The organism is Pseudomonas parakoreensis (assembly GCF_021602155.1).
Taxonomy (GTDB): Bacteria; Pseudomonadota; Gammaproteobacteria; order Pseudomonadales; family Pseudomonadaceae; genus Aquipseudomonas; species Aquipseudomonas parakoreensis.
Genome location: NZ_BQHY01000005.1, coordinates 46120 through 70720, shown reverse-complemented (window position 1 = coordinate 70720; position 24601 = coordinate 46120). Strand labels below are relative to the sequence as shown.

Genomic DNA, 24601 nt, shown 5'->3' with positions numbered 1-24601 from the left:
ATCCGACCAAGTGATGGCATGGCGCCACGGTCGTAAACCGACTCAGGCGACTCGATCCCCGCCACACTCGATTGCCAAGCCCTGCAAGGCCGGTGTACAAAGAGCCTCGCTGCGGCCTTGAACCAGTCTTCAAATGTCCGACAGCAAGATACGAAACATCCTCCGAGTCCCGCAAAATCCGTAGCCTATTGGCGTAACGCGACATTTAGTGTCAATATCGCGCCTTCCCCTATTTCGTCGCCCCGTGCGGCTTACGCCGCAGGTCTCGCCCGTTGTTCCGTTAAACAAGGCTTTGAGCATCTGCGGTTTGTAACAAAAAGGTAGTCAATGATGAGCGCAAGGCACTTTCTCTCCCTGATGGATTGCACGCCCGAAGAGCTGGTCAGCGTGATCCGTCGAGGCGTTGAGCTCAAGGACCTGCGTAACCGCGGCGTACTGTTCGAGCCGCTGAAAAACCGCGTCCTGGGGATGATTTTCGAGAAATCCTCGACCCGTACCCGGATCTCCTTCGAGGCGGGCATGATCCAGCTCGGTGGTCAGGCGATCTTCCTGTCGCCGCGTGACACCCAACTGGGCCGTGGCGAACCGATTGGCGACTGCGCCATCGTCATGTCGAGCATGCTCGATGCGGTGATGATCCGTACCTTTGCCCACAGCACCCTGACCGAATTCGCCGCCAACTCGCGCGTGCCAGTGATCAACGGCCTGTCCGATGACCTGCACCCGTGCCAGTTGCTGGCCGACATGCAGACCTTCCTCGAACACCGTGGCTCGATTCAGGGCAAGACCGTGGCGTGGATCGGCGACGGCAACAACATGTGCAACAGCTATATAGAAGCGGCGATCCAGTTCGACTTCCAGTTGCGCGTTGCCTGCCCGCAAGGCTACGAACCCAATCCTGAGTTCGTCGCCCGCGCCGGCGATCGCGTGACCATCGTCCGTGATCCGCAAGACGCCGTGCGCGGTGCGCACCTGGTGAGCACTGACGTCTGGACTTCGATGGGTCAGGAAGAGGAAACTGCCAAGCGCCTGAAGCTGTTTGCACCGTTCCAGGTGACCCGCGCCCTGCTCGATCTGGCGGCTGAAGATGTGCTGTTCATGCACTGCCTGCCAGCGCACCGCGGTGAAGAAATCAGCCTCGACCTGCTCGATGACCCGCGCTCCGTTGCCTGGGATCAGGCAGAAAACCGTCTCCACGCACAGAAGGCCCTGCTCGAGTTCCTCGTCGAACCGGCATATCACCACGCATGAGTCATGAATTACTGCTAAACCTGCGCAACCTCGCTTGCGGCTACCAAGATCAACGCGTGGTGCAGAACCTCAATCTGCACCTCAACGCCGGCGACATCGGCTGCCTGCTCGGCTCGTCGGGCTGCGGCAAGACCACCACCCTGCGCGCGATTGCCGGTTTTGAACCGGTGCACGAAGGGGAAATCACTCTGGGCGGCGAAACCATTTCCAGCGCCGGTTTCACTCTGGCCCCGGAGAAACGCCGAATCGGCATGGTGTTCCAGGACTACGCACTGTTCCCGCACCTCAGCGTCGCGGACAACATCGCCTTCGGCATCCGCAAGCACCCGAACAAGGCGCGCGTTACCGAAGAGCTGCTGGAACTGGTCAACCTGAAGAACCTCGGCAAACGCTTCCCGCACGAGCTCTCCGGCGGCCAGCAACAACGCGTCGCCCTCGCCCGCGCCCTGGCGCCGGAACCGCAACTGCTGCTGCTCGACGAACCGTTCTCCAACCTCGATGGCGAACTGCGGCGCAAGCTTAGCCACGAAGTGCGCGACATTCTCAAGGCCCGTGGCACCAGTGCGATTCTGGTGACCCACGACCAGGAAGAAGCCTTCGCCGTGAGCGATCACGTTGGCGTATTCAAGGAAGGTCGGCTGGAACAGTGGGACACACCCTACAATCTCTACCACGAGCCGGCGACGCCGTTTGTGGCCAGTTTCATTGGTCAGGGTTATTTCATTCGCGGTCAGCTCGGCAGCCCGGAATCGGTGCAGACCGAACTCGGCGAACTGCGCGGCAACCGGGCCTATACCTGGCCAGTAGGCGGCGCGGTGGATGTGTTGCTGCGTCCGGATGACATCGTTTATGCGCCGGACAGCGCGTTGAAAGCACGCATCGTCGGCAAGACCTTCCTCGGTGCCTCGACCCTGTATCGCCTGCAACTGCCGACCGGGGCGCAGCTGGAATCGATCTTCCCCAGCCATGCCGACCATCAGGTGGGCGCTGATGTCGGGATCCGGGTTGCTGCAGAACACCTGGTCCTGTTCCAGGCTTCGGGCAGCACCGCCGCACAAATCCCGGCAGTGGAAAACGGCGTCCGCCGCTACAGCACCGCCCTCTGATCAAACAGAACATCGGAGTGTGGAGGTTTTTTGTGGTGAGGGGATTTATCCCCGATGGGGCGCGAAGCGGCCCTTTAGCCTGCACCGCGGAGTGCCTGGCACTGTGCAAGTAATGGTTTGGGGCTGCTGCTCAGTCCATCGGGGATAAATCCCCTCACTACAAAGGCTCACTCCAACAAAGTTTTGCGTTAACCGAGGATCAGCGTGCCGCTGGCAACCAGCGTCGCATTGCCGCCGATCTTCACCCGCTCCCCCTCCAGCCGACAGAACAACTCCCCGCCCCGCGCCGAACGCTGGCACGCGGTCAAGCTGGATTTGCCCAGACGTTTCGACCAGTACGGAATCAGGCTGCAATGCGTCGAGCCGGTCACCGGATCTTCGTTGATGCCGATTGCCGGGGCGAAATAACGCGAGACAAAATCATGCTGATTGCCGCGCGCTGTCACGATGGCGCCAAGCCACGGCAGTTTCGCCAGCGCGACCATGTCCGGTGTGCAGTCGAGCACTGCCTGCTCCGACTCCAGTACCACGAACAACTCGTTGGAACCGAGCACATCCACCGCCTCGACACCCAGCGCCCGCTCGACATCCAGCGTCACGCCAATCGCTGATGGCACGATCGACGGAAAGTCCAGCCACAGGCGATCGCCTTCGCGGCTGACGCTCAACGGCCCGGACTTGCAGGTGAAGTCCAGACGCTCGACGTTTTCCTTGTAGACCTCGAACAACACGTAGGCACTGGCCAGCGTCGCATGCCCGCACAACGGCACTTCGGTGGTCGGAGTGAACCAGCGGATGTGCCACGCGGCGCCTTCGCGCACCACGAACGCGGTTTCCGCCAGATTGTGTTCGGCGGCGATCTTCTGCATCAACTCATCCGCAAGCCATGCGTCGAGCCGATACACCATCGCCGGATTGCCACTGAACGGTCGATCACTGAACGCGTCGACCTGATGAAACTCAAGCTGCATAACCTTCTCCCTAAGTCCGTGGGCAGAGCATGCGGCGCTGGCCGGATCAGCGCCAGTGACAGAACCGGCCAATTTTCTTCATACAGAATTCAGCGTTACACCCGACCGATGTCGGCAAATTTGCCCTGGGTGTGCTCGGCGAGTACGGCGGGCGCCAACTCGACCTCCAGGCCGCGTCGGCCAGCACTGACATAAATAGTCGCAAAACCCTGAGCCGAGTTATCGATGAAGGTGCGCAGACGCTTCTTCTGCCCCAGCGGACTGATCCCGCCCAGCAGGTAACCGGTGGAGCGCTGCGCTGCCGCCGGGTCAGCCATTTCGACTTTCTTCACGCCCGCCGCGTGTGCCAGCCCCTTGAGATCAAGGCTTCCGACGACCGGTACCACCGCCACCAGCAATTCACCTTTTTCGCTGGCAGCGAGCAACGTCTTGAACACCTGCGCCGGCTCCAGCGCCAGTTTCTCTGCGGCCTCCAGCCCGTAGGACGCGGCCTTTGGGTCATGTTCGTAACTGTGCACGCGATGTTCGGCACGAACTTTTTTCAACAAGTCCAACGCAGGGGTCATGGCAGCTCCAGGCTCGGCATCAACAGAAAAATCCTGCGCCGGATTCTAGGTCATCACAGCGCAAAAGGCTCTAGCGCAAGCCCCGTTTTCCGGGCTTTGCGCGTGAGCCGCCAGGCTATCGCCGCCGCCATCGGCAGGACCATTCAGCAGGTTGATAGTTGAATTGTGACCGATGGTTCACTTTCGACCTTTGACAGGTTTGTTTCTTGTCTATATTTTTTCGAATCTGAATAATGTAAGAATTATCGTCACCGCAGCACCCAGCAGTAAACCGGAAACAGGATGGGGATCCTGCCCCGGGGAAAATCGCGCCTTGCCCTGACGGCAAACGCGCCAGACAACAACAAAAACCGAGGTTTTCAATGACAACTGCTTTACAGCAACCATCGCTTTCCGGCCAATGCCTGGCCGAGTTTCTGGGGACTGCACTTCTGATCTTTTTCGGCACCGGCTGTGTCGCCGCGCTCAAAGTCGCGGGCGCCAGCTTCGGTTTGTGGGAAATCAGCATCATCTGGGGCGTCGGCGTGAGCATGGCGATCTACCTGACCGCCGGTGTTTCCGGCGCGCACCTGAACCCTGCCGTGAGTATCGCCCTGAGCATTTTCGCCGACTTCGAAAAGCGCAAACTGCCGTTCTATATCCTGTCGCAGATCGCTGGCGCCTTCTGTGGCGCGCTGTTGGTTTACACGCTGTACAGCAATCTATTCTTCGATTACGAACAAACTCACCACATGGTGCGTGGCACCGCCGCCAGCCTCGAATTGGCCTCGGTGTTCTCGACGTTCCCCAATCCAGTGCTGTCCACCGCCCAGGCGTTCCTGGTCGAGATGATCATCACCGCAATCCTGATGGGCGTGATCATGGCCCTGACCGACGACAACAACGGTCTGCCGAAAGGCCCGATGGCCCCGCTGCTGATCGGTTTTCTGATTGCCGTGATCGGCAGTTCGATGGGCCCGCTGACCGGTTTTGCGATGAACCCGGCCCGTGACTTCGGTCCGAAACTGATGACTTTCTTCGCCGGCTGGGGTGAAATTTCCTTCACTGGCGGCCGCGATATTCCGTACTTCCTGATACCGATTTTTGCACCGATTGTCGGTGCCTGCCTCGGCGCTGCCGGGTATCGCGGGCTCATTGCCCGTCACCTGACCGGCGCCACACCTGCTACAAAGGATGCAGAACCGGCCATTGACGGCAAACCAAGAACTTCTTGAAACAGTCGGCGCGGGTTCCTGCCCATTTAGAACCCGCGCCACGGCCCATTCTCCCTTATTTAGTCCAAGGCAATCGACATGACCGACATTCAGAATAAGAACTACATCATTGCCCTCGATCAGGGTACGACCAGCTCCCGCGCAATCATCTTCGACCGCGACGCGAACGTGGTCTGCACCGCCCAGCGCGAATTCGCCCAGCATTACCCGCAAGCCGGTTGGGTCGAACACGATCCGATGGAAATCTTTGCCACCCAGAGCGCGGTGATGGTCGAAGCGCTGGCCCAGGCCGGTCTGCATCACGATCAAGTCGCCGCCATCGGTATCACCAACCAGCGTGAAACCACCGTGGTCTGGGACAAGACCACTGGCCGTCCGGTGTACAACGCCATCGTCTGGCAGTGCCGCCGCAGCACCGAGATCTGCCAGCAGCTCAAGCGCGATGGCCATGAAGACTACATCCGCGACAACACCGGTCTGGTCACCGACCCGTACTTCTCCGGCACCAAACTGAAGTGGATCCTCGACAACGTCGAAGGCAGCCGCGAACGTGCGCGCAACGGCGAACTGCTGTTCGGCACCGTCGACAGCTGGCTGATCTGGAAATTCACCGGCGGCAAAGTGCACGTCACCGACTACACCAACGCCTCGCGCACCATGCTCTTCAACATCCACTCGCTGGAGTGGGATTCGAAGATGCTGGAAATCCTCGACATCCCGCGCGAGATGCTTCCGGAAGTGAAAGCGTCTTCGGAAATCTACGGTCGCACCAAAAGCGGGATCGCCATCGGCGGGATCGCCGGTGACCAGCAAGCGGCACTGTTCGGCCAGATGTGCGTCGAGCCGGGCCAGGCAAAAAACACCTACGGCACTGGCTGCTTCCTGCTGATGAACACCGGCGACAAAGCGGTGAAATCGCAGCACGGCATGCTCACCACCATCGCTTGCGGCCCGCGTGGTGAAGTGGCTTACGCCCTGGAAGGCGCAGTCTTCAACGGTGGCTCGACCGTGCAGTGGCTGCGCGATGAACTGAAGATCGTCAACGACGCTCATGACACCGAATACTTCGCCAATAAAGTGAAGGACAGCAACGGCGTGTACCTGGTACCGGCGTTCACCGGTCTGGGCGCTCCCTACTGGGACCCGTATGCCCGTGGCGCACTGTTCGGCCTGACGCGCGGCGTACGCGTGGATCACATCATCCGCGCCGCGCTGGAATCGATCGCCTACCAGACCCGCGATGTGCTCGACGCCATGCAACAGGACTCCGGTGAACGCCTCAAGGCCTTGCGCGTGGACGGCGGCGCGGTGGCGAACAACTTCCTCATGCAGTTCCAGGCCGACATCCTCGGCACCCAGGTCGAGCGCCCGCAAATGCGCGAAACCACGGCACTGGGCGCGGCGTATCTGGCCGGTCTGGCGTGCGGTTTCTGGGGCAGCCTGGAAGAACTGCGCGGCAAAGCGGTAATCGAGCGCGAGTTCGAACCGAGCCTGGACGAAGTCGAGAAAGAGAAACTGTACAAAGGCTGGAAAAAAGCCGTCAGCCGCACCCGTGACTGGGCGCGTGAAGACGCTGAATAAGCCAGTCTGAGGACTGACTTAAGCTGTCCAAACAGCGTGAAAGCGTAGCGAGCGAAGGCAAGACAAGGCAAAAACAGGCGAGGACGCGGAGTTTACGGGTTTGTAAATGAGCAGTCCGAGCCTGTTTTTAACGCAGGATTGCCGAGCGCAGTAGCTTTCACGTTGTTTGGAAACTGGTCGGGAGGAGATTCCTGCGTCATCATGGGCAAATTTTGCACGGCAGCCCAAAGGAAGCCCCATGAATCTGCCTCCCCGTCAGCAGCAAATCCTCGAGCTGGTCCGCGAACGCGGCTATGTGAGCATCGAGGAAATGGCCACGCTGTTCGTTGTCACCCCGCAAACCATCCGCCGCGACATCAATCAGCTCGCGGAAGCCAATCTGTTGCGTCGCTACCATGGCGGCGCGGCCTACGATTCCAGCGTCGAAAACACCGCCTATGCGATGCGCGCCGATCAGATGCGCGACGAAAAACAACGCATCGGCGAAGCCATCGCCGCGCAGATCCCCGATCACGCTTCGCTGTTCATCAACATCGGCACCACCACCGAATCGATTGCCCGCGCCCTGCTCAATCACAACCATCTGAAGATCATCACCAACAACCTGCACGTCGCCTCGATGCTCAGTGCCAAGGATGATTTCGATGTGCTGCTGACCGGCGGCAACGTGCGCCGTGACGGCGGCGTGGTGGGTCAGGCGAGTGTGGATTTCATCAATCAGTTCAAGGTCGATTTTGCGCTGGTGGGCATCAGCGGCATCGACGAAGACGGCAGCCTGCTCGACTTCGATTATCAGGAAGTGCGCGTGTCGCAAGCGATCATCGCCAACGCGCGGCAGGTGATTCTGGCGGCGGACTCCAGCAAGTTCGGGCGTAACGCGATGATCCGCCTCGGTCCGATCAGCCTGATTGACTGCCTGGTGACCGATCAGCAACCCGTGCCGGCGCTGGCGCAGTTGCTGAGCCAGCACAAAATTCGTCTGGAAGTCGTTTAACCCCGTCGACATTCCCCCTGTGGCGAGGGGATTTATCCCCGATGGGCTGCGAAGCAGTCCCAAAACCACCCAATGCGGTGTGCCTGATATCCAACATTGAGGGGCCGCTACGCGGCCCATCGGGGATAAATCCCCTCGCCACAGAGAGCATCCCTGCCTCAATAATGTTCGGAAATTTTCTTTTAGCCGCCCTTCGATGAGTTTTTTCAATCGAAGGCGACTGGCTGCGCGCGTCTTTATGGGCTACCATTTTCGCAAATGAACATTTATGTTCGATTTCCAAGACAGAAAATCAAAAGAGCCCGAGGCCAGCCGATGTCCACCTCTACCTTGCGTACGCCCCCGATTGCCGAGATTTACGATGTTGCCGTGATTGGCGGCGGGATCAATGGCGTGGGGATTGCAGCGGATGCCGCCGGTCGCGGTCTTTCGGTGTTCCTTTGCGAAAAGGATGACCTGGCCAGCCACACTTCGTCGGCCAGCAGCAAGCTGATCCACGGTGGCCTGCGCTACCTCGAACATTACGAATTTCGTCTGGTGCGTGAAGCGCTGGCCGAGCGCGAAGTGCTGCTGGCCAAAGCGCCGCACATCGTCAAGCCGATGCGATTTGTGCTGCCGCATCGCCCGCACCTGCGTCCGGCGTGGATGATCCGCGCTGGCCTGTTCCTCTATGACAACCTCGGCAAGCGCGAAAAGCTGCCAGGTTCGAAAAGCCTGAAGTTCGGCGCCGACAGCGCACTGAAAAGCGAAATCAAGAAAGGCTTCGAATACTCCGACTGCTGGGTCGATGACGCCCGCCTCGTTGTGTTGAATGCGATAGCTGCCCGTGAACACGGCGCGCATATTCACACCCAGACCCGTTGTGTCAGCGCCCGCCGCGCCAAGGGCCTGTGGTACCTGAACCTGGAACGCGCCGATGGCAGCCTGTTTTCGATCACCGCCAAAGCGCTGGTGAACGCCGCCGGTCCATGGGTCGCCAAGTTCATCCGTGACGACCTGAAGATGGAATCGCCGTACGGCATTCGCCTGATTCAGGGCAGCCACATCATTGTGCCGAAGCTGTACGAAGGCGATCACGCGCATATCCTGCAAAACGAAGATCAGCGCATCGTTTTCACCATTCCGTACCTGAACCACTTCACTCTGATCGGCACCACCGACCGTGAGTACACCGGCGATCCGGCGAAAGTGGCAATCACCGACGGCGAAACCGATTACCTGCTGAAAGTGGTCAACGCCCACTTCAAGAAGCAGATCAGTCGCGACGACATCCAGCACAGCTACTCGGGCGTGCGCCCGCTGTGCAATGACGAATCCGACAACCCGTCGGCCGTGACCCGCGACTACACCCTGGCCCTGTCTGGCGGCGGTGAAGAGGCACCGCTGCTGTCGGTGTTCGGCGGCAAGCTGACCACCTACCGCAAGCTCGCAGAGTCGGCGATGGCCCAGTTGATACCGTACTTTACCCAGATGCGCCCAAGCTGGACCGCTGCCGCGACCCTGCCCGGCGGTGAAGACATGACCACCCCGCAAGCCTTGAGCGCACAGATCCGCGACAAGTTCGACTTCGTCCCGAGCGAAATCGCCCGCCGCTGGGCCACCACCTACGGCAGCCGCACCTGGCGCATGCTCGAAGGCGTGGAAACGCTGGCCGACATGGGCGAACACCTCGGCGGCGGGCTCTATACCCGTGAGGTTGACTACCTGTGCAGCGAAGAATGGGCGACCACGGCGCACGATATTCTGTGGCGTCGCAGCAAACTGGGCCTGTTCACCACCCCGGCCGAGCAGGAGAAACTGGCGGCCTACCTGGGCAAGGTCGAGCAGAACCGCAAGACTGAAGCGGCGTGAATTGAACCTCGCTTAAGCGAAAGCCCCTGAATTGAGAGATTCAGGGGCTTTTTGCTGCGTGACTTACTTTGCCTTGCCACTAACCCTGTGGCGAGGGGATTTATCCCCGATGGACTGCGAAGCGGTCCTCGCCTTTGAAGAAGGCCGCTTCGCGACCTATCGGGGATAAATCCCCTCGCTACAAGGTTATGCGGTTCGAGCGATCATCTATACGAGAGCAGCGATTAAAGATCGTTCGGATTTCCGAACGCGACCTCCCGGTCAATTCGGATAACCGGATCAGTTTCATCGAAAAACACCGACACAAAACTTTAATCACCTTATAAATCAAGCCATTAGCCACTATCGACTGGTCTGGCACGACTCATGCTCTACACTCTCTCGACGAATGCCTGCCGTGCCAACACTTCAGGAGCCGTCAGGCATTCGAAGCACAAAAGGGCCGACGAACTGGCTCCATAAAAAAAACAATTCGAGGAAAATTTGATGCGCATCGTTTCCCCTATCCTGGGCGCAGCCATTGCGGCCGCTCTGATCAGCACACCAGTTTTCGCCGCCGAACTCACCGGCACCCTGAAGAAAATCAACGATTCCGGCACCATCACCCTCGCTCACCGCGACAGCTCCATCCCGTTTTCCTACATCGCGGATGCTTCCGGCAAGCCAGTGGGCTACTCCCACGACATTCAAGTGGCCATCGTTGAAGCCCTGAAAAAAGACCTGAACAAGCCAGACCTGCAGGTCAAGTACAACCTGGTGACCTCGCAAACCCGTATCCCGCTGATCCAGAACGGCACCGCGGATATCGAGTGCGGCTCGACCACCAACAACGCCGAACGCGCCCAACAGGTCGACTTCACCGTCAACATCTTCGAAATCGGCACCCGTCTGCTGGTCAAGAAAGACAAGGATGGCAACCCGTCCTACAAAGACTTCGCCGACCTCAAAGGCAAAAACGTCGTGACCACCGCTGGCACCACGTCCGAGCGCATCATCAAAGCGATGAACGCCGACAAGCAGATGGGCATGAACATCATCTCCGCCAAGGACCACGGCGAATCCTTCAACATGCTGGAAAGCGGCCGCGCCGTTGCCTTCATGATGGACGACGCCCTGCTGGCCGGTGAAGAAGCCAAGGCCAAGAAGCCGACTGACTGGGTCATCACCGGTACGCCACAGTCCTTCGAAGCCTACGCGTGCATGGTGCGTAAAGACGACCCGGCGTTCAAGAAAGCGGTGGATGACGCCATCGTCGGCCTGTTCAAGTCCGGCGAGATCAACAAGATCTACAGCAAGTGGTTCGAAAGTCCGATCCCACCGAAAGGCCTGAACCTTAACTTCCCGATGAGCGACAAGGTGAAAGAGCTGATCGCCAATCCGAGCGACAAGCCTGCACCTGACGTAAAAATCTGATTCCTGACTAACCTGTCGTCTGAGGGAGCAGCCTCCCTCAGACGCCTGTTACTACCTGCTGGCTTTACTGTGGAACACTCGACCAGGCGGTTTCCGAGCCGATCGCGTGTGCCCGACGTTCAACGTCGGACGGGAAAGGATCTTCCCCAAGCGGGTGCTTGTACATCGATCGATTTCGAGGGGAGACCCTAATGAATTACAACTGGGACTGGGGCGTGTTCTTCAAGTCCACCGGCGTGGGCAGCGAGACGTATCTCGACTGGTTCATTTCCGGTCTGGGCTGGACCATCGCCATCGCCGTCGTGGCCTGGATCATCGCTTTGCTGCTGGGCTCCATTCTGGGGGTCATGCGCACCGTGCCGAGCCGCCTCGTGTCGGGCATCGCGACGTGCTACGTCGAGCTGTTTCGCAACGTGCCGCTGCTGGTTCAGCTGTTCATCTGGTACTTCCTGGTGCCCGACCTGCTGCCGCAGAACCTGCAGGACTGGTACAAACAGGACCTGAACCCGACCACCTCGGCCTACCTGAGCGTCGTCGTGTGCCTGGGCCTGTTCACCGCCGCCCGGGTCTGCGAGCAAGTGCGCACCGGTATCCAGGCGCTGCCGCGGGGCCAGGAATCCGCCGCCCGCGCCATGGGTTTCAAGCTGCCACAGATCTACTGGAACGTGCTGCTGCCCCAGGCCTACCGCATCATCATTCCGCCGCTGACCTCGGAATTCCTCAACGTCTTCAAGAACTCCTCCGTGGCGTCCCTGATCGGCCTGATGGAACTGCTGGCGCAAACCAAACAGACCGCCGAATTCTCGGCCAATCTGTTTGAAGCGTTCACCCTGGCCACGCTGATCTACTTCACCCTGAACATGAGCCTGATGCTGCTGATGCGCATGGTCGAGAAGAAAGTCGCGGTGCCCGGCCTGATCTCCGTGGGGGGTAAATAATGGACTTCGATTTCAGCGGCATCATCCCCGCGATCCCGGGCCTGTGGAACGGCATGCTCATGACCTTGAAGCTCATGCTCATGGGCGTGGTCGGCGGCATCGTGCTCGGTACGATCCTCGCGCTGATGCGCCTGTCGTCCAGCAAACTGCTGTCTCGCGTGGCCGGCGCCTATGTGAACTATTTCCGCTCGATCCCGCTGCTGCTGGTGATCACCTGGTTCTACCTGGCGGTACCGTTCGTGCTGCGCTGGATCACCGGCGAAGACACCCCGATCGGCGCGTTCACGTCCTGCGTCGTGGCCTTCATGATGTTCGAAGCCGCGTACTTCTGTGAAATCGTCCGTGCCGGCGTGCAGTCGATCCCCAAAGGCCAGATGGCCGCTGCACAAGCGATGGGCATGACCTATGGCCAGACCATGCGTCTGATCATCCTGCCCCAGGCGTTCCGCAAGATGACCCCGTTGCTGCTGCAACAGTCGATCATCCTGTTCCAGGACACCTCGCTGGTCTACACCGTGGGCCTGGTGGACTTCCTCAACTCCGCCCGCTCCAGCGGCGACATCATCGGTCGTTCCAACGAGTTCCTGATCTTTGCCGGTGTCGTTTACTTCATCATCAGCTTTTCCGCCTCGCTGCTGGTCAAGCGTCTGCAAAAAAGGTTTGCCGTATGATCTCCATCAAGAACATCAACAAGTGGTATGGCGACTTCCAGGTGCTGACTGATTGCAGCACCGAGGTCAAGAAAGGCGAAGTGATCGTGGTCTGCGGCCCGTCGGGCTCGGGCAAGTCGACCCTGATCAAATGCGTCAACGCGCTGGAGCCGTTCCAGAAAGGCGACATCGTCGTCGATGGCACCTCGATTGCCGACCCGAAGACCAACCTGCCGAAACTGCGCTCGCGCGTCGGCATGGTGTTCCAGCATTTCGAGCTGTTCCCGCACCTGACCATTACCGAAAACCTGACCATTGCGCAGATCAAGGTATTGGGCCGCAGCAAGGAAGAAGCGACCAAAAAAGGTCTGCAACTGCTGGAACGCGTTGGCCTGTCGGCGCATGCCCACAAGCACCCGGGGCAACTGTCCGGCGGTCAGCAGCAGCGTGTGGCGATTGCCCGTGCGCTGGCGATGGACCCGATCGTCATGCTGTTCGACGAACCGACCTCGGCGCTCGATCCGGAAATGGTCAACGAAGTGCTCGACGTGATGGTGCAACTGGCCCAGGAAGGCATGACCATGATGTGCGTGACCCACGAAATGGGCTTCGCCCGCAAAGTGGCTGACCGGGTGATTTTCATGGATGCCGGCAAGATCATCGAAGACTGCCCGAAAGAGGAGTTTTTCGGCGACATCAGCGCCCGCTCCGAACGCGCGCAGCATTTCCTCGAGAAAATCCTGCAGCACTAAAAGCAACACACTGAACTCTGTGGCGAGGGAGCTTTGTGGCGAGGGGATTTATCCCCGATGGGCCGCGAAGCGGCCCCAGCATTTCAAACTCGAACCGCATCTGCCGGTTTGACGACTGCTTCGCAGCCGATCGGGGATAAATCCCCTCGCCACAGGTTCCGCGCTCGAACAAACCAGGATGCTTTAACCATGCTGGTTGACCCAAGGCAACTGTGATGAAATGCGACCCCAATCTCTATCGCGCAGCGCCGCCATCACTTGCCGTGAAGCCTCGTCTGATTCGCCATCTGTTTCTGCCGCCGCTGATCATCGTGCTGATGATCGGACTGGGTTACGCCGGTTTCTGGACCAGTGAACATTTCGGCATCCGCAGCCTCAGCGAAAACGGCCAGCGTCAGCTCGAACTGCACGCGCGCACCGTCGAAAGCGAGATCAGCAAATACACCTACCTGCCCAGCCTGCTGGAACTGGAAACCAGCGTCCCGCAATTGCTGGCCGACCCGACCCCGGAACACCGGCAAACGGTCAATGCTTACCTTGAAGGCCTGAACCGGCGCAGCCGCAGTCGGGCCATCTATGTCATGGACACCACCGGCCGCGTGATGGCCACCAGCAACTGGCGCGACGTCGACAGCTACCTCGGTGAAGACCTGTCGTTCCGCGCCTATTTCCAGAAAGCCGTGCGCGGCGAGCCCGGACGTTTCTACGGCATCGGCAGCACCAGCGGCGAACCCGGTTACTACCTGGCCCACGGCCTGGAAGAGCACGGCAAGATCATTGGCGTCGCCGTGGTCAAAGTGCGTCTCGAAGCCCTGGAAGAACGCTGGCAGCGCGCCCGTCTGGAAGCCTTCGTCAGCGACGAGAACGGCATCATCATTCTTTCCAGCGATCCGGCGCGGCGCCTGAAATCGGTGGTCCCGCTGAGCGATGAAACCAAAGAGAAGCTCGCCCGCAGCCTGCAGTATTACTGGTTCCCGCTCAACGAACTGCAACCCCTGGCCCGCGAAACCCTGGCCGAAGGCGTGGAGAAACTGACCTTTCCTGCCAACAGCGAAGTGAGCGCCGATGACGACAGCATCAGCTATCTGGCCCAGACCCGGCCACTGAGCGACACACCGTGGAATTTCACTTTGCTCACGCCGTTGCAGGACCTGCGCCGCGAAGCGATCAACCAAGGCATTCTGGTGGCCGTGGCGTTCGCTCTGGTGGCGTTTTTGCTGATTGCCTGGAACGAGCGGCGCAAGGTCATCGCCACCCGCCTCGCCGCCCGCGAAGCCTTGCAGGAAGCCAACAGTCAACTCGAACGGCGGATCACCGAACGCACCGGCGACCTGCGCGCCAGCAACGAGCGCCTCAAGAGCCAGATCCGCGAACGACGGCAAGCCGAAGAAACCCTGCGCCGCGCTCAGGACGAACTGGTGCAGGCCGGCAAACTCGCGGCCATCGGCCAGATGTCGACCAGCATCGCCCACGAATTGAACCAGCCGCTGGCGGCGATGCGCACCCTGTCCGGCAACACCATTCGATTCCTCGAACGCGGCCAGCTCGACGTCGCCAGCACCAACCTCAAGACCATCAATGACCTGATCGACCGCATGGGCCGGATCACTGCCAGCCTGCGCTCGTTCGCCCGACGCGGGGACGACAAGGGCCAGGCCAGTCTCGGCAAAGCGGTGGACGCCGCGCTGCAGGTGCTGGGTGCCAGGGTCGAGAGCGCGTCACTGCAACTGCATCGGCAATTCATCGACGTGCAAGTGCAAATCGACCAGACCCGCCTCGAACAGATTCTGGTCAACCTGATCGGCAATGCCCTCGACGCCATGCAGGCGCAGCCGCAGCCGGAACTGTGGCTGGAGGGCGAAGAGTTCAACGGCAAATATCGTCTGCGGGTGCGCGACAACGGCCACGGCGTCGATGCCGAGGCGCGCAAGCATCTGTTCGAGCCGTTCTTCACCACCAAACCCGGCGAACAGGGCCTGGGCCTCGGCCTGACCCTCTCCGCCAGCCTCGCTGCCGCCACCGGCGGGCACCTGGGTGTCGAACATCCGGCCAGCGGTGGCACCACCTTCGTCCTCAGTTTACCGTTGGTAAGCCCTACTCCTGCCGAGCCAATATGAACCACGACCTTAGTGTGCTGATCGTCGAAGACGACCCCCATGTGCTGCTCGGCTGCCAGCAGGCACTGACCCTGGAAGACATTCCCTGCATCGGTGTCGGCAGTGCCGAAGAAGCACTGGAGCAGGTTGGCGACAACTTCGCCGGCATCGTCATCAGCGACATCCGCCTGCCGGGCATCGATGGCCTGGAGCTGCTGACCCGCCTCAAGCAACGCGACCGCAGTCTGCCGGTGGTGCTGATCACTGGTCATGGTGATATTTCCATGGCGGTCGGTGCGATGCAGAAAGGCGCCTACGATTTCATGGAGAAACCGTTCTCGCCGGAGCGTCTGGTCGACGTCGCCCGCCGCGCACTGGAGCAACGCAGCCTCGCCCGCGAAGTCTCGTCGCTGCGTCGGCAACTGGCCGAACGCGACTCCCTCGAAGGCCGGATCATCGGTCGTTCCCCCGCGATGCAGAACCTGCGCGAGCTGATCGCCAACGTCGCCGACACCTCGGCCAACGTATTGATCGAAGGCGAGACCGGCACCGGCAAGGAACTGGTCGCGCGCTGCCTGCACGATTTCAGCCGCCGCCACACCAAGCAATTCGTCGCGCTGAACTGTGGCGGACTGCCGGAGAACCTGTTCGAAAGCGAGATTTTCGGCCACGAAGCCAACGCCTTCACCGGTGCCGGCAAACGGCGTATCGGCAAGATCGAACACGCCGACGGCGGCACGCTGTTCCTCGATGAAGTGGAAAGCATGCCGCTGCCGTTGCAGATCAAACTGCTGCGTGTATTGCAGGAACGCACCCTCGAACGCCTCGGCTCGAACCAGAGCGTCGCGGTGGATTGCCGGGTGATTGCGGCGACCAAATCCGACCTCGACCAAGCGAGCAAGGCCGGCGAGTTTCGCAGCGACTTGTACTACCGCCTCAACGTGGTGACGCTGGAACTGCCGCCGCTGCGCGAGCGCCGTGAGGACATCCTGCAACTGTTCGAACACTTCACCCAGCAGTCGGCGCTGCGCTTCGACCGCACGTTGCCCGAGCTGGACAACCAGACCCTGTCGAACCTGATGAGCCACGACTGGCCGGGCAACGTGCGCGAACTGCGTAACGTCGCCGAGCGCTTTGCCCTCGGCCTGCCGGCGTTCAAGAAGTCCGGCGCCAGCAGCGGCGGTCAGGGGCTGGCGTTCGCCGAAGCGGTGGAAGCCTTCGAGCGCAACCTGCTCAACGATGCCTTGCAACGCAGCGGCGGCAACCTGACTCAAGCCAGTCTGGAGCTGGGCATGGCCAAGACCACGCTGTTCGACAAAGTGAAAAAATACGGGTTGAGCCACTGATGGATCTGATTCTCAAAGCCGCCCTCGGCGCAGCAGTGGTGGTGATTCTCGCCGCGCTGTCGAAGACCCGAAACTATTACATCGCCGGGCTGGTGCCGCTGTTTCCGACCTTTGCGCTGATTGCCCACTACATCGTCGGCAAGGGCCGTTCGGTCGATGATCTGAAGGCGACCATCGTGTTCGGCATGTGGTCGATCATTCCGTACTTCATCTATCTGGCGACGCTGTACGTGATGGTTGACCGCATGCGCCTGGAGGCGTCACTGGCGGTGGCGGTTGTCGCGTGGTTGATTGCCGCCAGCGTATTGGTCTCGGTGTGGGTGCGCCTGCACACTTGATCCCTGTAGGAGCTGCCGCAGGCTGCGATCTTTTGATCCTGCTCTTTAAAGGCAAAGATCGCAGCCTGCGGCAGCTCCTACAGGGTTGGTATTCAGTTGTTGACGGTGCCCCGAATTGGCATTCAGTTGTTGACGGTGCCGCCCCGGGTTTCGCTCATGATCTGCCGGATCGCTCCGACAAAGGTGTCCACCGGTTGCCCGCCCGTCAACGCGTACTGACCGTTGAACACCACGGTCGGCACTGAACTCACGCCGCGTTGCAGCCACAGTTGCTCTTCTTCGCGCACTTCATCGGCAAATTCGTCGCTGGCCAGAATCGCTTCGGCACGCTGTCGATCCAGCCCCACGCTTTCGGCAATCTGCGCCAGTTGCGCATGATCGGACGGATTACCGCCATCGGTGAAATAGGCTTTGAACAGCGCTTGCTTCAACGGCAACTGCACCCCCTCAATGCCGGCCAAATGCAACAGACGATGAGCATCGAAGGTGTTGTAGATGCGGCTGTTGCCATCGGTACGAAAGGCGAACCCGACCTCGGCGCCACGGGCACGAATCGCTTCGCGGTTTTTCTGTGACTGCTCCGGGGTCGAGCCGTACTTTTCGCTGATGTGTTCGGTGATGTTCTGCCCGTCCGGGCCCATCTTCGGGTTCAGCTCGAACGGCTGGAAATGAATCTCGGCCTGCACTTCATCGCGCAGAATCTCCAGCGCCTGCAACAAGCCATTCAAACCGACGATGCACCACGGGCAGGAGACGTCGCTGACAAAATCGATTTTCAAAGCGGAACTCATCACACACCTCGCGGACAGAAGTCCGAAAGATACACCTGTAGGAGCTGCCGAAGGCTGCGATCTTTTGATCTTCAAAAGCAAAAGATCGCAGCCTTCGGCAGTTCCTACAGAGAATGCCTGCCAATTTGTGTGCGGGCTTGCTCGCGAAGAGGCCCGAATCAACACCCTTAAAACCTCAGCTACAGCAGGTTGCCGCTCGCCGCCGGCTCGATCTGCGCCCAGTGCGAAGTGTCTTCACGGTGCTGTTGCAGATACGGCAACACCGCCGCCAGCAACGGTGCCTTGAACGCTTCCTGAAAACGATGGGCCAGCCCCGGAATCAGCTTCAGCTGACTGCCACGGATATGCGCCGCCAGATGCACGCCGTGCATCACCGGCAACAGCGGATCGGCCGTGCCGTGCACCACCAGGGTCGGCACCCGCAGTTGATTGAGCAACGTCACCCGGCTCGGTTCGGCAAGGATCGCCATGATCTGGCGCTTCACGCCTTCCGGGTTGAACGCCCGGTCGTAGGCCACCGCTGCCTGATGCAGCAACGCCTGCCGGTCATCCGCGACGGCCGGGCTGCCAAGCGCTGCCAGCAGATCGGCCTGCTGCTCCAGCGCCACTTCGCGATTCGGCGCGCCACGCCGCGCCAACAGTTGCACCAGCGCCGCACTCGGTGCCGGCAAACCTTCGGCGCCGGAACTGGTCATGATCAGTGTCAGGCTTTCCACCCGTTGTGGCGCCATTGCCGCCAGGTGCTGAGCGATCATCCCGCCCATACTGGCACCCAGGACGTGAAACTGCTCGATGTGCAGCGCGTCCATCAAACCCAGCGCGTCGTCGGCCATGTCGCTCAGCGAGTACGGCGCCGACACCGGCAATCCGAGCTTGTAGCGCAGCACTTCAAAGGTCAGGTTGGCGTCGGCCGGGGCCTGCCGCCAGGTCGACAGACCGACATCGCGGTTGTCATAACGGATCACCCGAAAACCCTGCTGACAGAGCGCAACCACCACCTCGTCCGGCCAGTGAATCAACTGGCCGCCCAAACCCATGACCAGCAACAGCGCCGGATCCGAAGCACGGCCGATGCTCTGGTACGCCAGGCTCACCTGGGCCAGATCGACCCGTTCAGTCGGTACATTGACGTCACAACGCGAAGCCGCCATCGACGGCAGGCCGAACAACAGCGCGGCCAACAGAAAAAATAAACGCATGAAGAAACACCGAAACGCAGAACCCCAGTAGAGCGCGAGTCTGATGAAGTTTGTTCAAGCGCGCTGCCACAGTTGCGTGACAGTTTGATGAAGTTTGCCGAGCGGTCATTCTCCGACAACGAATCAGGCCGTAACGGTCTGTACATCCTCAGCAACAAAACCATTACCCAGCGATAACCATGTACCGCATGGGCTCGTGACAGCGCGCCTCTAATAGGCATGAAAACCGGAATTACCCGGACCGCATGCCCTCTGGAGCCCTGTCGCATGACCCATTCGCCTCCCCTTGTAACAGCCGACTTCGGCCTTGATCAGCGGCTACAACCCAACGTCGATCAGCATCTTCACCTGTTGGCCACGGCGCGCTTGAACGACTGTCACCGGCAATGGCTGGATCTCATGGCCCGGCATCCCGGCCAACCCGAAAGCGCCTGGTGGAGTGCCCGCGCGCCCGGCACTGCGCAGTCGCGGCGTGATTACGCCCTGAGCCTCTATCACCAGCATTTCGAGGCTGCACTTCAATGGGCGACTGCCGAAGGCAGGCTCGACACATCACAACGCCACAGGCTTGAGCCGCTTCTCACCCCGTCGAGCCAGGTCGCGCCGGATCTGCGGGTCGCGCAACCGGTACTCAATCGTGTCGATAAAAGCCGGCTGCGCCTGTACGGCACGTTGCTGCTTCAACTGGAGGAAACGCTGCTGCTTTACCTGCCCGCGCACCCACAACCGTTGCTCCGCTTCGAAAAACAAGCCGACCTTGAGCGCTGGCTGACGGATCAGCAACCGGAGCGACTGCAAGTCTCCTCGCTGGACTTCATCGAATTCGGTAGTGATCCGCTCAAGCGCGGCGTTGAACCACTGCTGTCGGGTTCGCCCGTCACTGGCGACAACGGGATCGCACTCGACAGGTTTTTCCCCATCACGCCCGCCCAGCCGGAGAGCGCCGGACCAAGCATCGATGAAGTTGCGCCCTTCGGCTTGCTGGTGGCCGACATTCCCCTGGATCTGCGCCGGCAGACGCTGGCGCTTGAACAGCGTGCGCTTGACCGCTTGTTTGGCGACGCCGAGCCGAACAGTCCGCAGCGTCAACAACTGGCACAACGACTCGACGCCTTGAGCGAGGCTCAGCAGGCCAGCCATGACGCCGCATCGGCCCTGCTCGACAGCCCCACTGCGCTGACCCTGCTCGAATTACGCCGCCGCTCGAACGAGCATTACCAGGCCCTGCTGCAGGCGCGTATCGCAGGGCTGCGCGCGGAGGTCGAACTGCAACGGACGCTGGAGCAACTGTCCGTCGCCGAATATCGGCGAGTCATCGCAATGCTGGACGCACCGGGACACCACCTGCCGCCAACGGAGGGGGTCATCGCCTGCATATCGTTGGCCACTTCAGATGACAACATCAGCGCCGTCGAGGAGCTGCCAGGTGTACTGATCATCGCCCCCCCGGCAGCGCTGGCCCCCGGTTCCACCGACAGCCTGCTGCTTTACTGGCCCGGCGAGTTCGGCGGCCTGCAACGTTTTGCTTCGCGTGCGGCACTGGAGCAGAACGTGTTCAAACGCTCGCCCCATGACGGCGGGCTGACCCTGCACCTGACACCACTGACCGATGACCCGCTCGCCTGGTCACTCGATCAGCAGCTCTATCAATGCGAACAACAGGCCGCACAGATCCTGCGCGACAACCCGCTGCCCGGCCGTGCCGGCGAGCGCCAGGCCGAGATGGAAAAGCTGCGCGAACAACACTTGCCACGCCTGACGGTGCCGATCGCGCAGGCCCGCGAACGGGCAGTTGCCGAACGTCAGGCGCAAGACCGCAGCGCTGCGCTGGCCGGCACCCTGCCCGAGTGGCTCGACAACCTCGACGCGGCGCACCGTACCACGCTCAAAGCGCTGATCAGCCACTTCCTCGGCGCCATGCATCGCGCCCATGCATTGCTCGAACGGGAGCTGCCGTCGCGTCAGGCCTTCGCCGAAAAACGCATCGACGCCCGCTTGCGCGCGGACTTCGCACTCAAACAAAGCGTGAGCGTGAGCCTCGATCTGCCCGATTCGACGACCTGGCAAAAAGCCGTGATGGAAGGTGCTGCGCCTGGCACGCCGCAGCGCACCGTCCTGACCGCGAGCGACAAGCGCAGCGATCTCGCCCTCGAACAACTGGCACAGCACAACATCGATCAGACCATGTGGTGGCGTCTGTCGTTCATGCAGGCCAGGATCAGCGCCGAGGACGAAACCGATCGGCAGCGCGTCGAAGCCGGACTCAACCCGGTCTACTTGCGCAAACTGGTGACAGAGCTCGATCTGCCCGGACGTTACGAAGAACAGATTCGCCAGGTGTTTTTCGGCGCGTCGACAGAACCTGCGTTTCAGCAGGCCTGGCGCCGCGAATGCCTGAGCGAACCGTGGCGGCTGATGCTCCGGTTGCAAGGTGAATGCGCCCTGCTGCAACGGCACATCGACAGTGCCGGCCATGCCGTGTTGCAGGTTGCCATTGATGCGACTTCACCCCAGGCGTATGCCGTTGATGGACAACGCATCGCGCTGCGGCCGGTGCACCTGACGGTCGGTGGCGAAGACACCGCGCATCAGGGACCGAGCACGCTCGCCGGGCTGACGTTCATTGTCGAGCAAAACAGTGGCCTGACCCTGCTCTACCTGCCTGACAGCACCGACGCCCTCTTCCTGCGGCAGTACGAATCGCTGGAGCAGGCACGGGTGGATCTGTTCAGGCGTTGTGTGGACAGCAACATGGTCAATTACCTGGCCGGGCGTGCCGTGGGCGGCGATTTTGCCAGCCATGTCAGTCGCATCAACCAGGCGCAATTGCGCAATTTCGATGCCCTGATCGGCGTCGGAATGGCCTGGCCGGCGACTACATCGCTGGCCATTCATCTACTGAACGTGCACATGGGCCGGTTGCTGGAGGCCCATCGCAGCAGTTCGCGCTCCAACGATGCGTTGTATCTGGAACGCTGCGCACTGAAATCCGGGGCATTGTTCAACTACCTGAAAATGGCCATCGGCATGGTGCCGTTCGTGGGTACGGCAGTGGCCCTGTATGACGTGTGGAACAGCGCCAATCTGGCCGTCGCGGCGTTCTTGCGCGGCGAGCTCGGGCATGGTCTGGCGGAAGTGGAGGCGGTGCTGCTGTCACTGATCGACGCGGCAATGGATGTGCTGCCCGGAACCGTTTCGGCCCCCGCAGCGGCACGTCTGGTCACCCGTCAGCGGCAACGCGCGGCCCTGGGCGGATTCGCCACGGTGTCGTCGTCCTGGCAACGGGCCCGGCAATGGCTCGACCGCTTCAAGGGTTACGAGTACGAATCCGACATTTCCCTGGCCGGCCTGCACCCGGCCACCCACGGTGTCTATCGCAACGTCTATCGTCACGCCGATGGCGACTTCATTGTTCGTCAGGGGCGCATCTATCGGGTTCAGCTCAGCGATCTACCGCGTGGCTGGAGGCTTTACGGCACACGGCTGCGCAGCTACAAACAACCGATCGCCCTCGACGACAGCGGCCAGTGGAACACTCACTATGCGGTGCATGGCACTGTAATGGACGGTGGCGGTGCTGGCGGCGGCGCGGTACTCGGACATCTGGCCGACGGCCTGGAACCGCTTTGGCCCGCGCCGATCCGCCAGTGGTTACCGCGCTGGTGGACCGATCGGCAACTGCGCCGGCAAATGACCCTGACCAACACCGCCGACAACTACACCCGGCGCCTCGATGCTCAGACCCGCGCCACCAACCAGTTGCTGGAAAACTACCAGAACCTCGATATTGCCCAGCGCAAGCCCCTGCAGACAGCCGTTGACACAGCCTGCCTGAATGACATCGACGTCGCGATCGCCCAATACGACAACCTTGTCGAATTGCTGCCCCTGAGCCACGGCCGCAAACGTCTGCAGATTGAAGCCATCCAGAGCCGCTGCGCCTGGATCGTGGTCGACCGCGCCGTGCAGCGCGTCACCGTTGCCCGCGATCGCTTGCTGGAACACCTGAACCGGATCGACGCACTGGTCGCCGAGTCCGATGCTGTCCCCTCCGACCAGACCGCTGTCCATATCACACTCATGGCCCGGCGCAAGCGGGTGCGCGAGGATTTCCTCAAGGAGTTCGATCAACTGCACGCGATCACCGAGCAGGCCAGACTGTGGAACAACCGCATCAGCAACCGCGCGCAGAAAGCCCGGATGGCGAAAGACATGGCCGCTATCAACCGCAACCTGGGTGACAACACCCATCACTACCTGAGGACTGCGCATCTGCTGGAAATCATTACCCGCTACGACGCGGTCACTGACCTGTCCTGGGCGTATTTCCATACCCAGCTCAAAGACGCCCGGGTCAAGGTCGGGCGCGCGTTGCTGACCCAGCATCACCTGCCAGAGGTCAGCGCCAGCGTGGTCCAGCACAATCGGATCCTCGAAGATTGCCTGCAGATCTATGCCGGTTTTCGTCGTCAGCTCAACGCCTGGATGCTGGGTTATGCACAGCATCTGGATCTGGAACAGGTCGGCTTGTTCCTCGAGGGGCTGACCCAGGTCGAAGCGCAGGCGCGGCACGCGATCAGGCACCGTGCGCCAATCAAGCCGAAAGAGCCTGGCGGCAAGCAACTGTTCGAAACCGAGGACAACCAGTTGCTGATCGGCACGGAAAGCATCGACGCCGGCACCCGGGAAAAACGCATCACCATCGAAGGCATCGACGGATTCCGCGAAACCTGGCTGCCGCGCTCCAGTGGCAAATACCATCTGCAAGTGCGCACCGCCCCGACGGCAGCAACGTTGCCAACTGACGTTCAGCCGCTGCTGGTCGAAGCGCGCAGACGTCTGGCATCTGTTCCGGCCTACAGCAACAAGGTACAGAGCTATGCCCGCCAGGACATGCTGCCAGTAGATCTGGAACACATGTTCAACAGCGAAGCGACGGAGTTGAGCACCCGTGCCCAGGCCATCGAGCAACTGTCGCCGACCGAACCGGTGGTGCTGCAACTGCACGACAAGGCCCGCGAACTGCGCCATACCGGTCGTACGCTGCGCATTGATCAGTCACTGCGCAGCAAGACGCCTACCGAAGGCTATCTGGATTATCTGCTGCAACAACAAGTGGTGGACATCCGCCGCGAAGGTCCGCTGCGGGCACTGGGCAAAAGGGCTGACGGGCGCAAGGATTTCCTTCAGGAATACGCCGTGCGCGACCTCACCTCCTCGCCGCCGCGCACGCTGTGGTACGCGCACTTTCACTACACCTCGGACAAGGTGCCGTTCGCTGACTTCGTCAAGGCGCACCTGAAATTGCCGGAGCAACGCAACCTCGGCCTGCAATGGCAGCAGGTTCAGGCCGCCAGTGGTGCACAGGTCGAGGCGATCTGGCGCGGCGATATCGGTAAACCGCTGGGTATCCGGCATTTCGCAGACCTCTAGGGCAAAAAGCAGCGGGGCATGGCGATGCCCCGCTTCTGCTCGAATGGTCGACAGCACTGTCAACATGAGACAAACTCACCGCCTTTGAATTTGTCACAAGTTTTCCTCATG

Annotated in this window: 18 protein-coding genes; 14 read left to right on the top strand and 4 right to left on the bottom strand. The window is 60.7% G+C overall.

The annotated features are described in order from the left end of the window. The first annotated feature begins 330 nt into the window (after positions 1-330). Complete coding sequence (gene argF, locus L6D63_RS08940) at positions 331-1251, top strand: ornithine carbamoyltransferase (RefSeq protein ID WP_047296204.1); 921 nt, start codon at positions 331-333, stop codon at positions 1249-1251. Then, positions 1248-2357 carry an ABC transporter ATP-binding protein gene (locus tag L6D63_RS08935; RefSeq protein ID WP_108183676.1) on the top strand — a complete coding sequence of 370 codons (1110 nt, stop codon included), beginning with the start codon at positions 1248-1250 and terminating at the stop codon, positions 2355-2357. The genes argF and L6D63_RS08935 overlap by 4 nt, the downstream gene beginning before the upstream one ends. Positions 2358-2545: 188 nt before the next feature. Here L6D63_RS08935 and L6D63_RS08930 read toward each other — a convergent pair whose 3' ends face one another. Together L6D63_RS08930 and ybaK are read right to left on the bottom strand one after the other, a co-directional pair. Continuing rightward, entirely contained in the window at positions 2546-3328 is a 783-nt protein-coding gene (locus L6D63_RS08930) for a PhzF family phenazine biosynthesis protein (RefSeq protein WP_121186977.1), read from the bottom strand. 95 nt (positions 3329-3423) lie between these two features. Then, positions 3424-3894: a Cys-tRNA(Pro) deacylase gene (gene ybaK / locus L6D63_RS08925; RefSeq protein WP_047296209.1), complete on the bottom strand. Its 471-nt coding sequence runs from the start codon at positions 3892-3894 to the stop codon at positions 3424-3426. Positions 3895-4256: 362 nt separating this feature from the next. Between ybaK and L6D63_RS08920 the strand changes: the two genes are divergently transcribed. The 11 genes from L6D63_RS08920 (at position 4257) to L6D63_RS08870 (ending at position 17067) form a co-directional block, all read left to right on the top strand. After that, the gene (locus tag L6D63_RS08920) at positions 4257-5108 is read left to right on the top strand and encodes an MIP/aquaporin family protein (protein ID WP_047296211.1); all 852 of its coding nucleotides are present in this window, start codon (positions 4257-4259) and stop codon (positions 5106-5108) included. Between the two features lie 78 nt (positions 5109-5186). Next, complete coding sequence (gene glpK, locus L6D63_RS08915; protein ID WP_047296213.1) at positions 5187-6689, top strand: glycerol kinase GlpK; 1503 nt, start codon at positions 5187-5189, stop codon at positions 6687-6689. Between the two features lie 238 nt (positions 6690-6927). Continuing rightward, positions 6928-7683 (top strand): DeoR/GlpR family transcriptional regulator, encoded by a 756-nt coding sequence (locus L6D63_RS08910; protein ID WP_007916700.1) that lies wholly within the window; start codon positions 6928-6930, stop codon positions 7681-7683. A gap of 315 nt (positions 7684-7998) precedes the next feature. Next, the gene (gene glpD, locus L6D63_RS08905; RefSeq protein ID WP_131671114.1) at positions 7999-9534 is read left to right on the top strand and encodes a glycerol-3-phosphate dehydrogenase; all 1536 of its coding nucleotides are present in this window, start codon (positions 7999-8001) and stop codon (positions 9532-9534) included. 486 nt (positions 9535-10020) lie between these two features. Continuing rightward, the gene (locus L6D63_RS08900; protein WP_095668411.1) at positions 10021-10947 is read left to right on the top strand and encodes a glutamate/aspartate ABC transporter substrate-binding protein; all 927 of its coding nucleotides are present in this window, start codon (positions 10021-10023) and stop codon (positions 10945-10947) included. 191 nt (positions 10948-11138) lie between these two features. After that, a complete protein-coding gene (locus tag L6D63_RS08895; RefSeq protein ID WP_041068336.1) occupies positions 11139-11885 on the top strand; it encodes an amino acid ABC transporter permease in 747 nt (248 codons plus the stop codon). Continuing rightward, complete coding sequence (locus L6D63_RS08890) at positions 11885-12556, top strand: amino acid ABC transporter permease (RefSeq protein ID WP_047296216.1); 672 nt, start codon at positions 11885-11887, stop codon at positions 12554-12556. Before L6D63_RS08895 ends, L6D63_RS08890 begins: the two co-directional genes overlap by 1 nt. Then, a complete protein-coding gene (locus L6D63_RS08885; RefSeq protein WP_042560754.1) occupies positions 12553-13287 on the top strand; it encodes an amino acid ABC transporter ATP-binding protein in 735 nt (244 codons plus the stop codon). The genes L6D63_RS08890 and L6D63_RS08885 overlap by 4 nt, the downstream gene beginning before the upstream one ends. 215 nt (positions 13288-13502) lie before the next feature. Next, positions 13503-15404, top strand: a complete 1902-nt coding sequence (gene aauS, locus L6D63_RS08880) for a two-component sensor histidine kinase AauS (protein WP_047296219.1) — start codon at positions 13503-13505, stop codon at positions 15402-15404. Then, complete coding sequence (gene aauR / locus L6D63_RS08875) at positions 15401-16729, top strand: two-component response regulator AauR (RefSeq protein ID WP_131671113.1); 1329 nt, start codon at positions 15401-15403, stop codon at positions 16727-16729. Before aauS ends, aauR begins: the two co-directional genes overlap by 4 nt. 8 nt (positions 16730-16737) lie before the next feature. After that, on the top strand, positions 16738-17067 hold the full coding sequence (locus L6D63_RS08870; protein ID WP_179295015.1) for a GlpM family protein: 330 nt from the start codon (positions 16738-16740) through the stop codon (positions 17065-17067). Positions 17068-17189: 122 nt separating this feature from the next. Here the strand turns inward: L6D63_RS08870 and L6D63_RS08865 are convergent, their stop codons facing one another. Together L6D63_RS08865 and L6D63_RS08860 are read right to left on the bottom strand one after the other, a co-directional pair. Next, complete coding sequence (locus tag L6D63_RS08865; RefSeq protein ID WP_131671112.1) at positions 17190-17858, bottom strand: DsbA family oxidoreductase; 669 nt, start codon at positions 17856-17858, stop codon at positions 17190-17192. Positions 17859-18037: 179 nt separating this feature from the next. Then, complete coding sequence (locus tag L6D63_RS08860; RefSeq protein WP_131671111.1) at positions 18038-19057, bottom strand: alpha/beta fold hydrolase; 1020 nt, start codon at positions 19055-19057, stop codon at positions 18038-18040. A 267-nt stretch (positions 19058-19324) separates the two neighbouring features. Here L6D63_RS08860 and L6D63_RS08855 point away from each other — a divergent pair, with 267 nt between their 5' ends. After that, positions 19325-24490, top strand: a complete 5166-nt coding sequence (locus tag L6D63_RS08855; RefSeq protein WP_131671110.1) for a dermonecrotic toxin domain-containing protein — start codon at positions 19325-19327, stop codon at positions 24488-24490. The last annotated feature ends 111 nt before the right edge of the window (positions 24491-24601 follow it).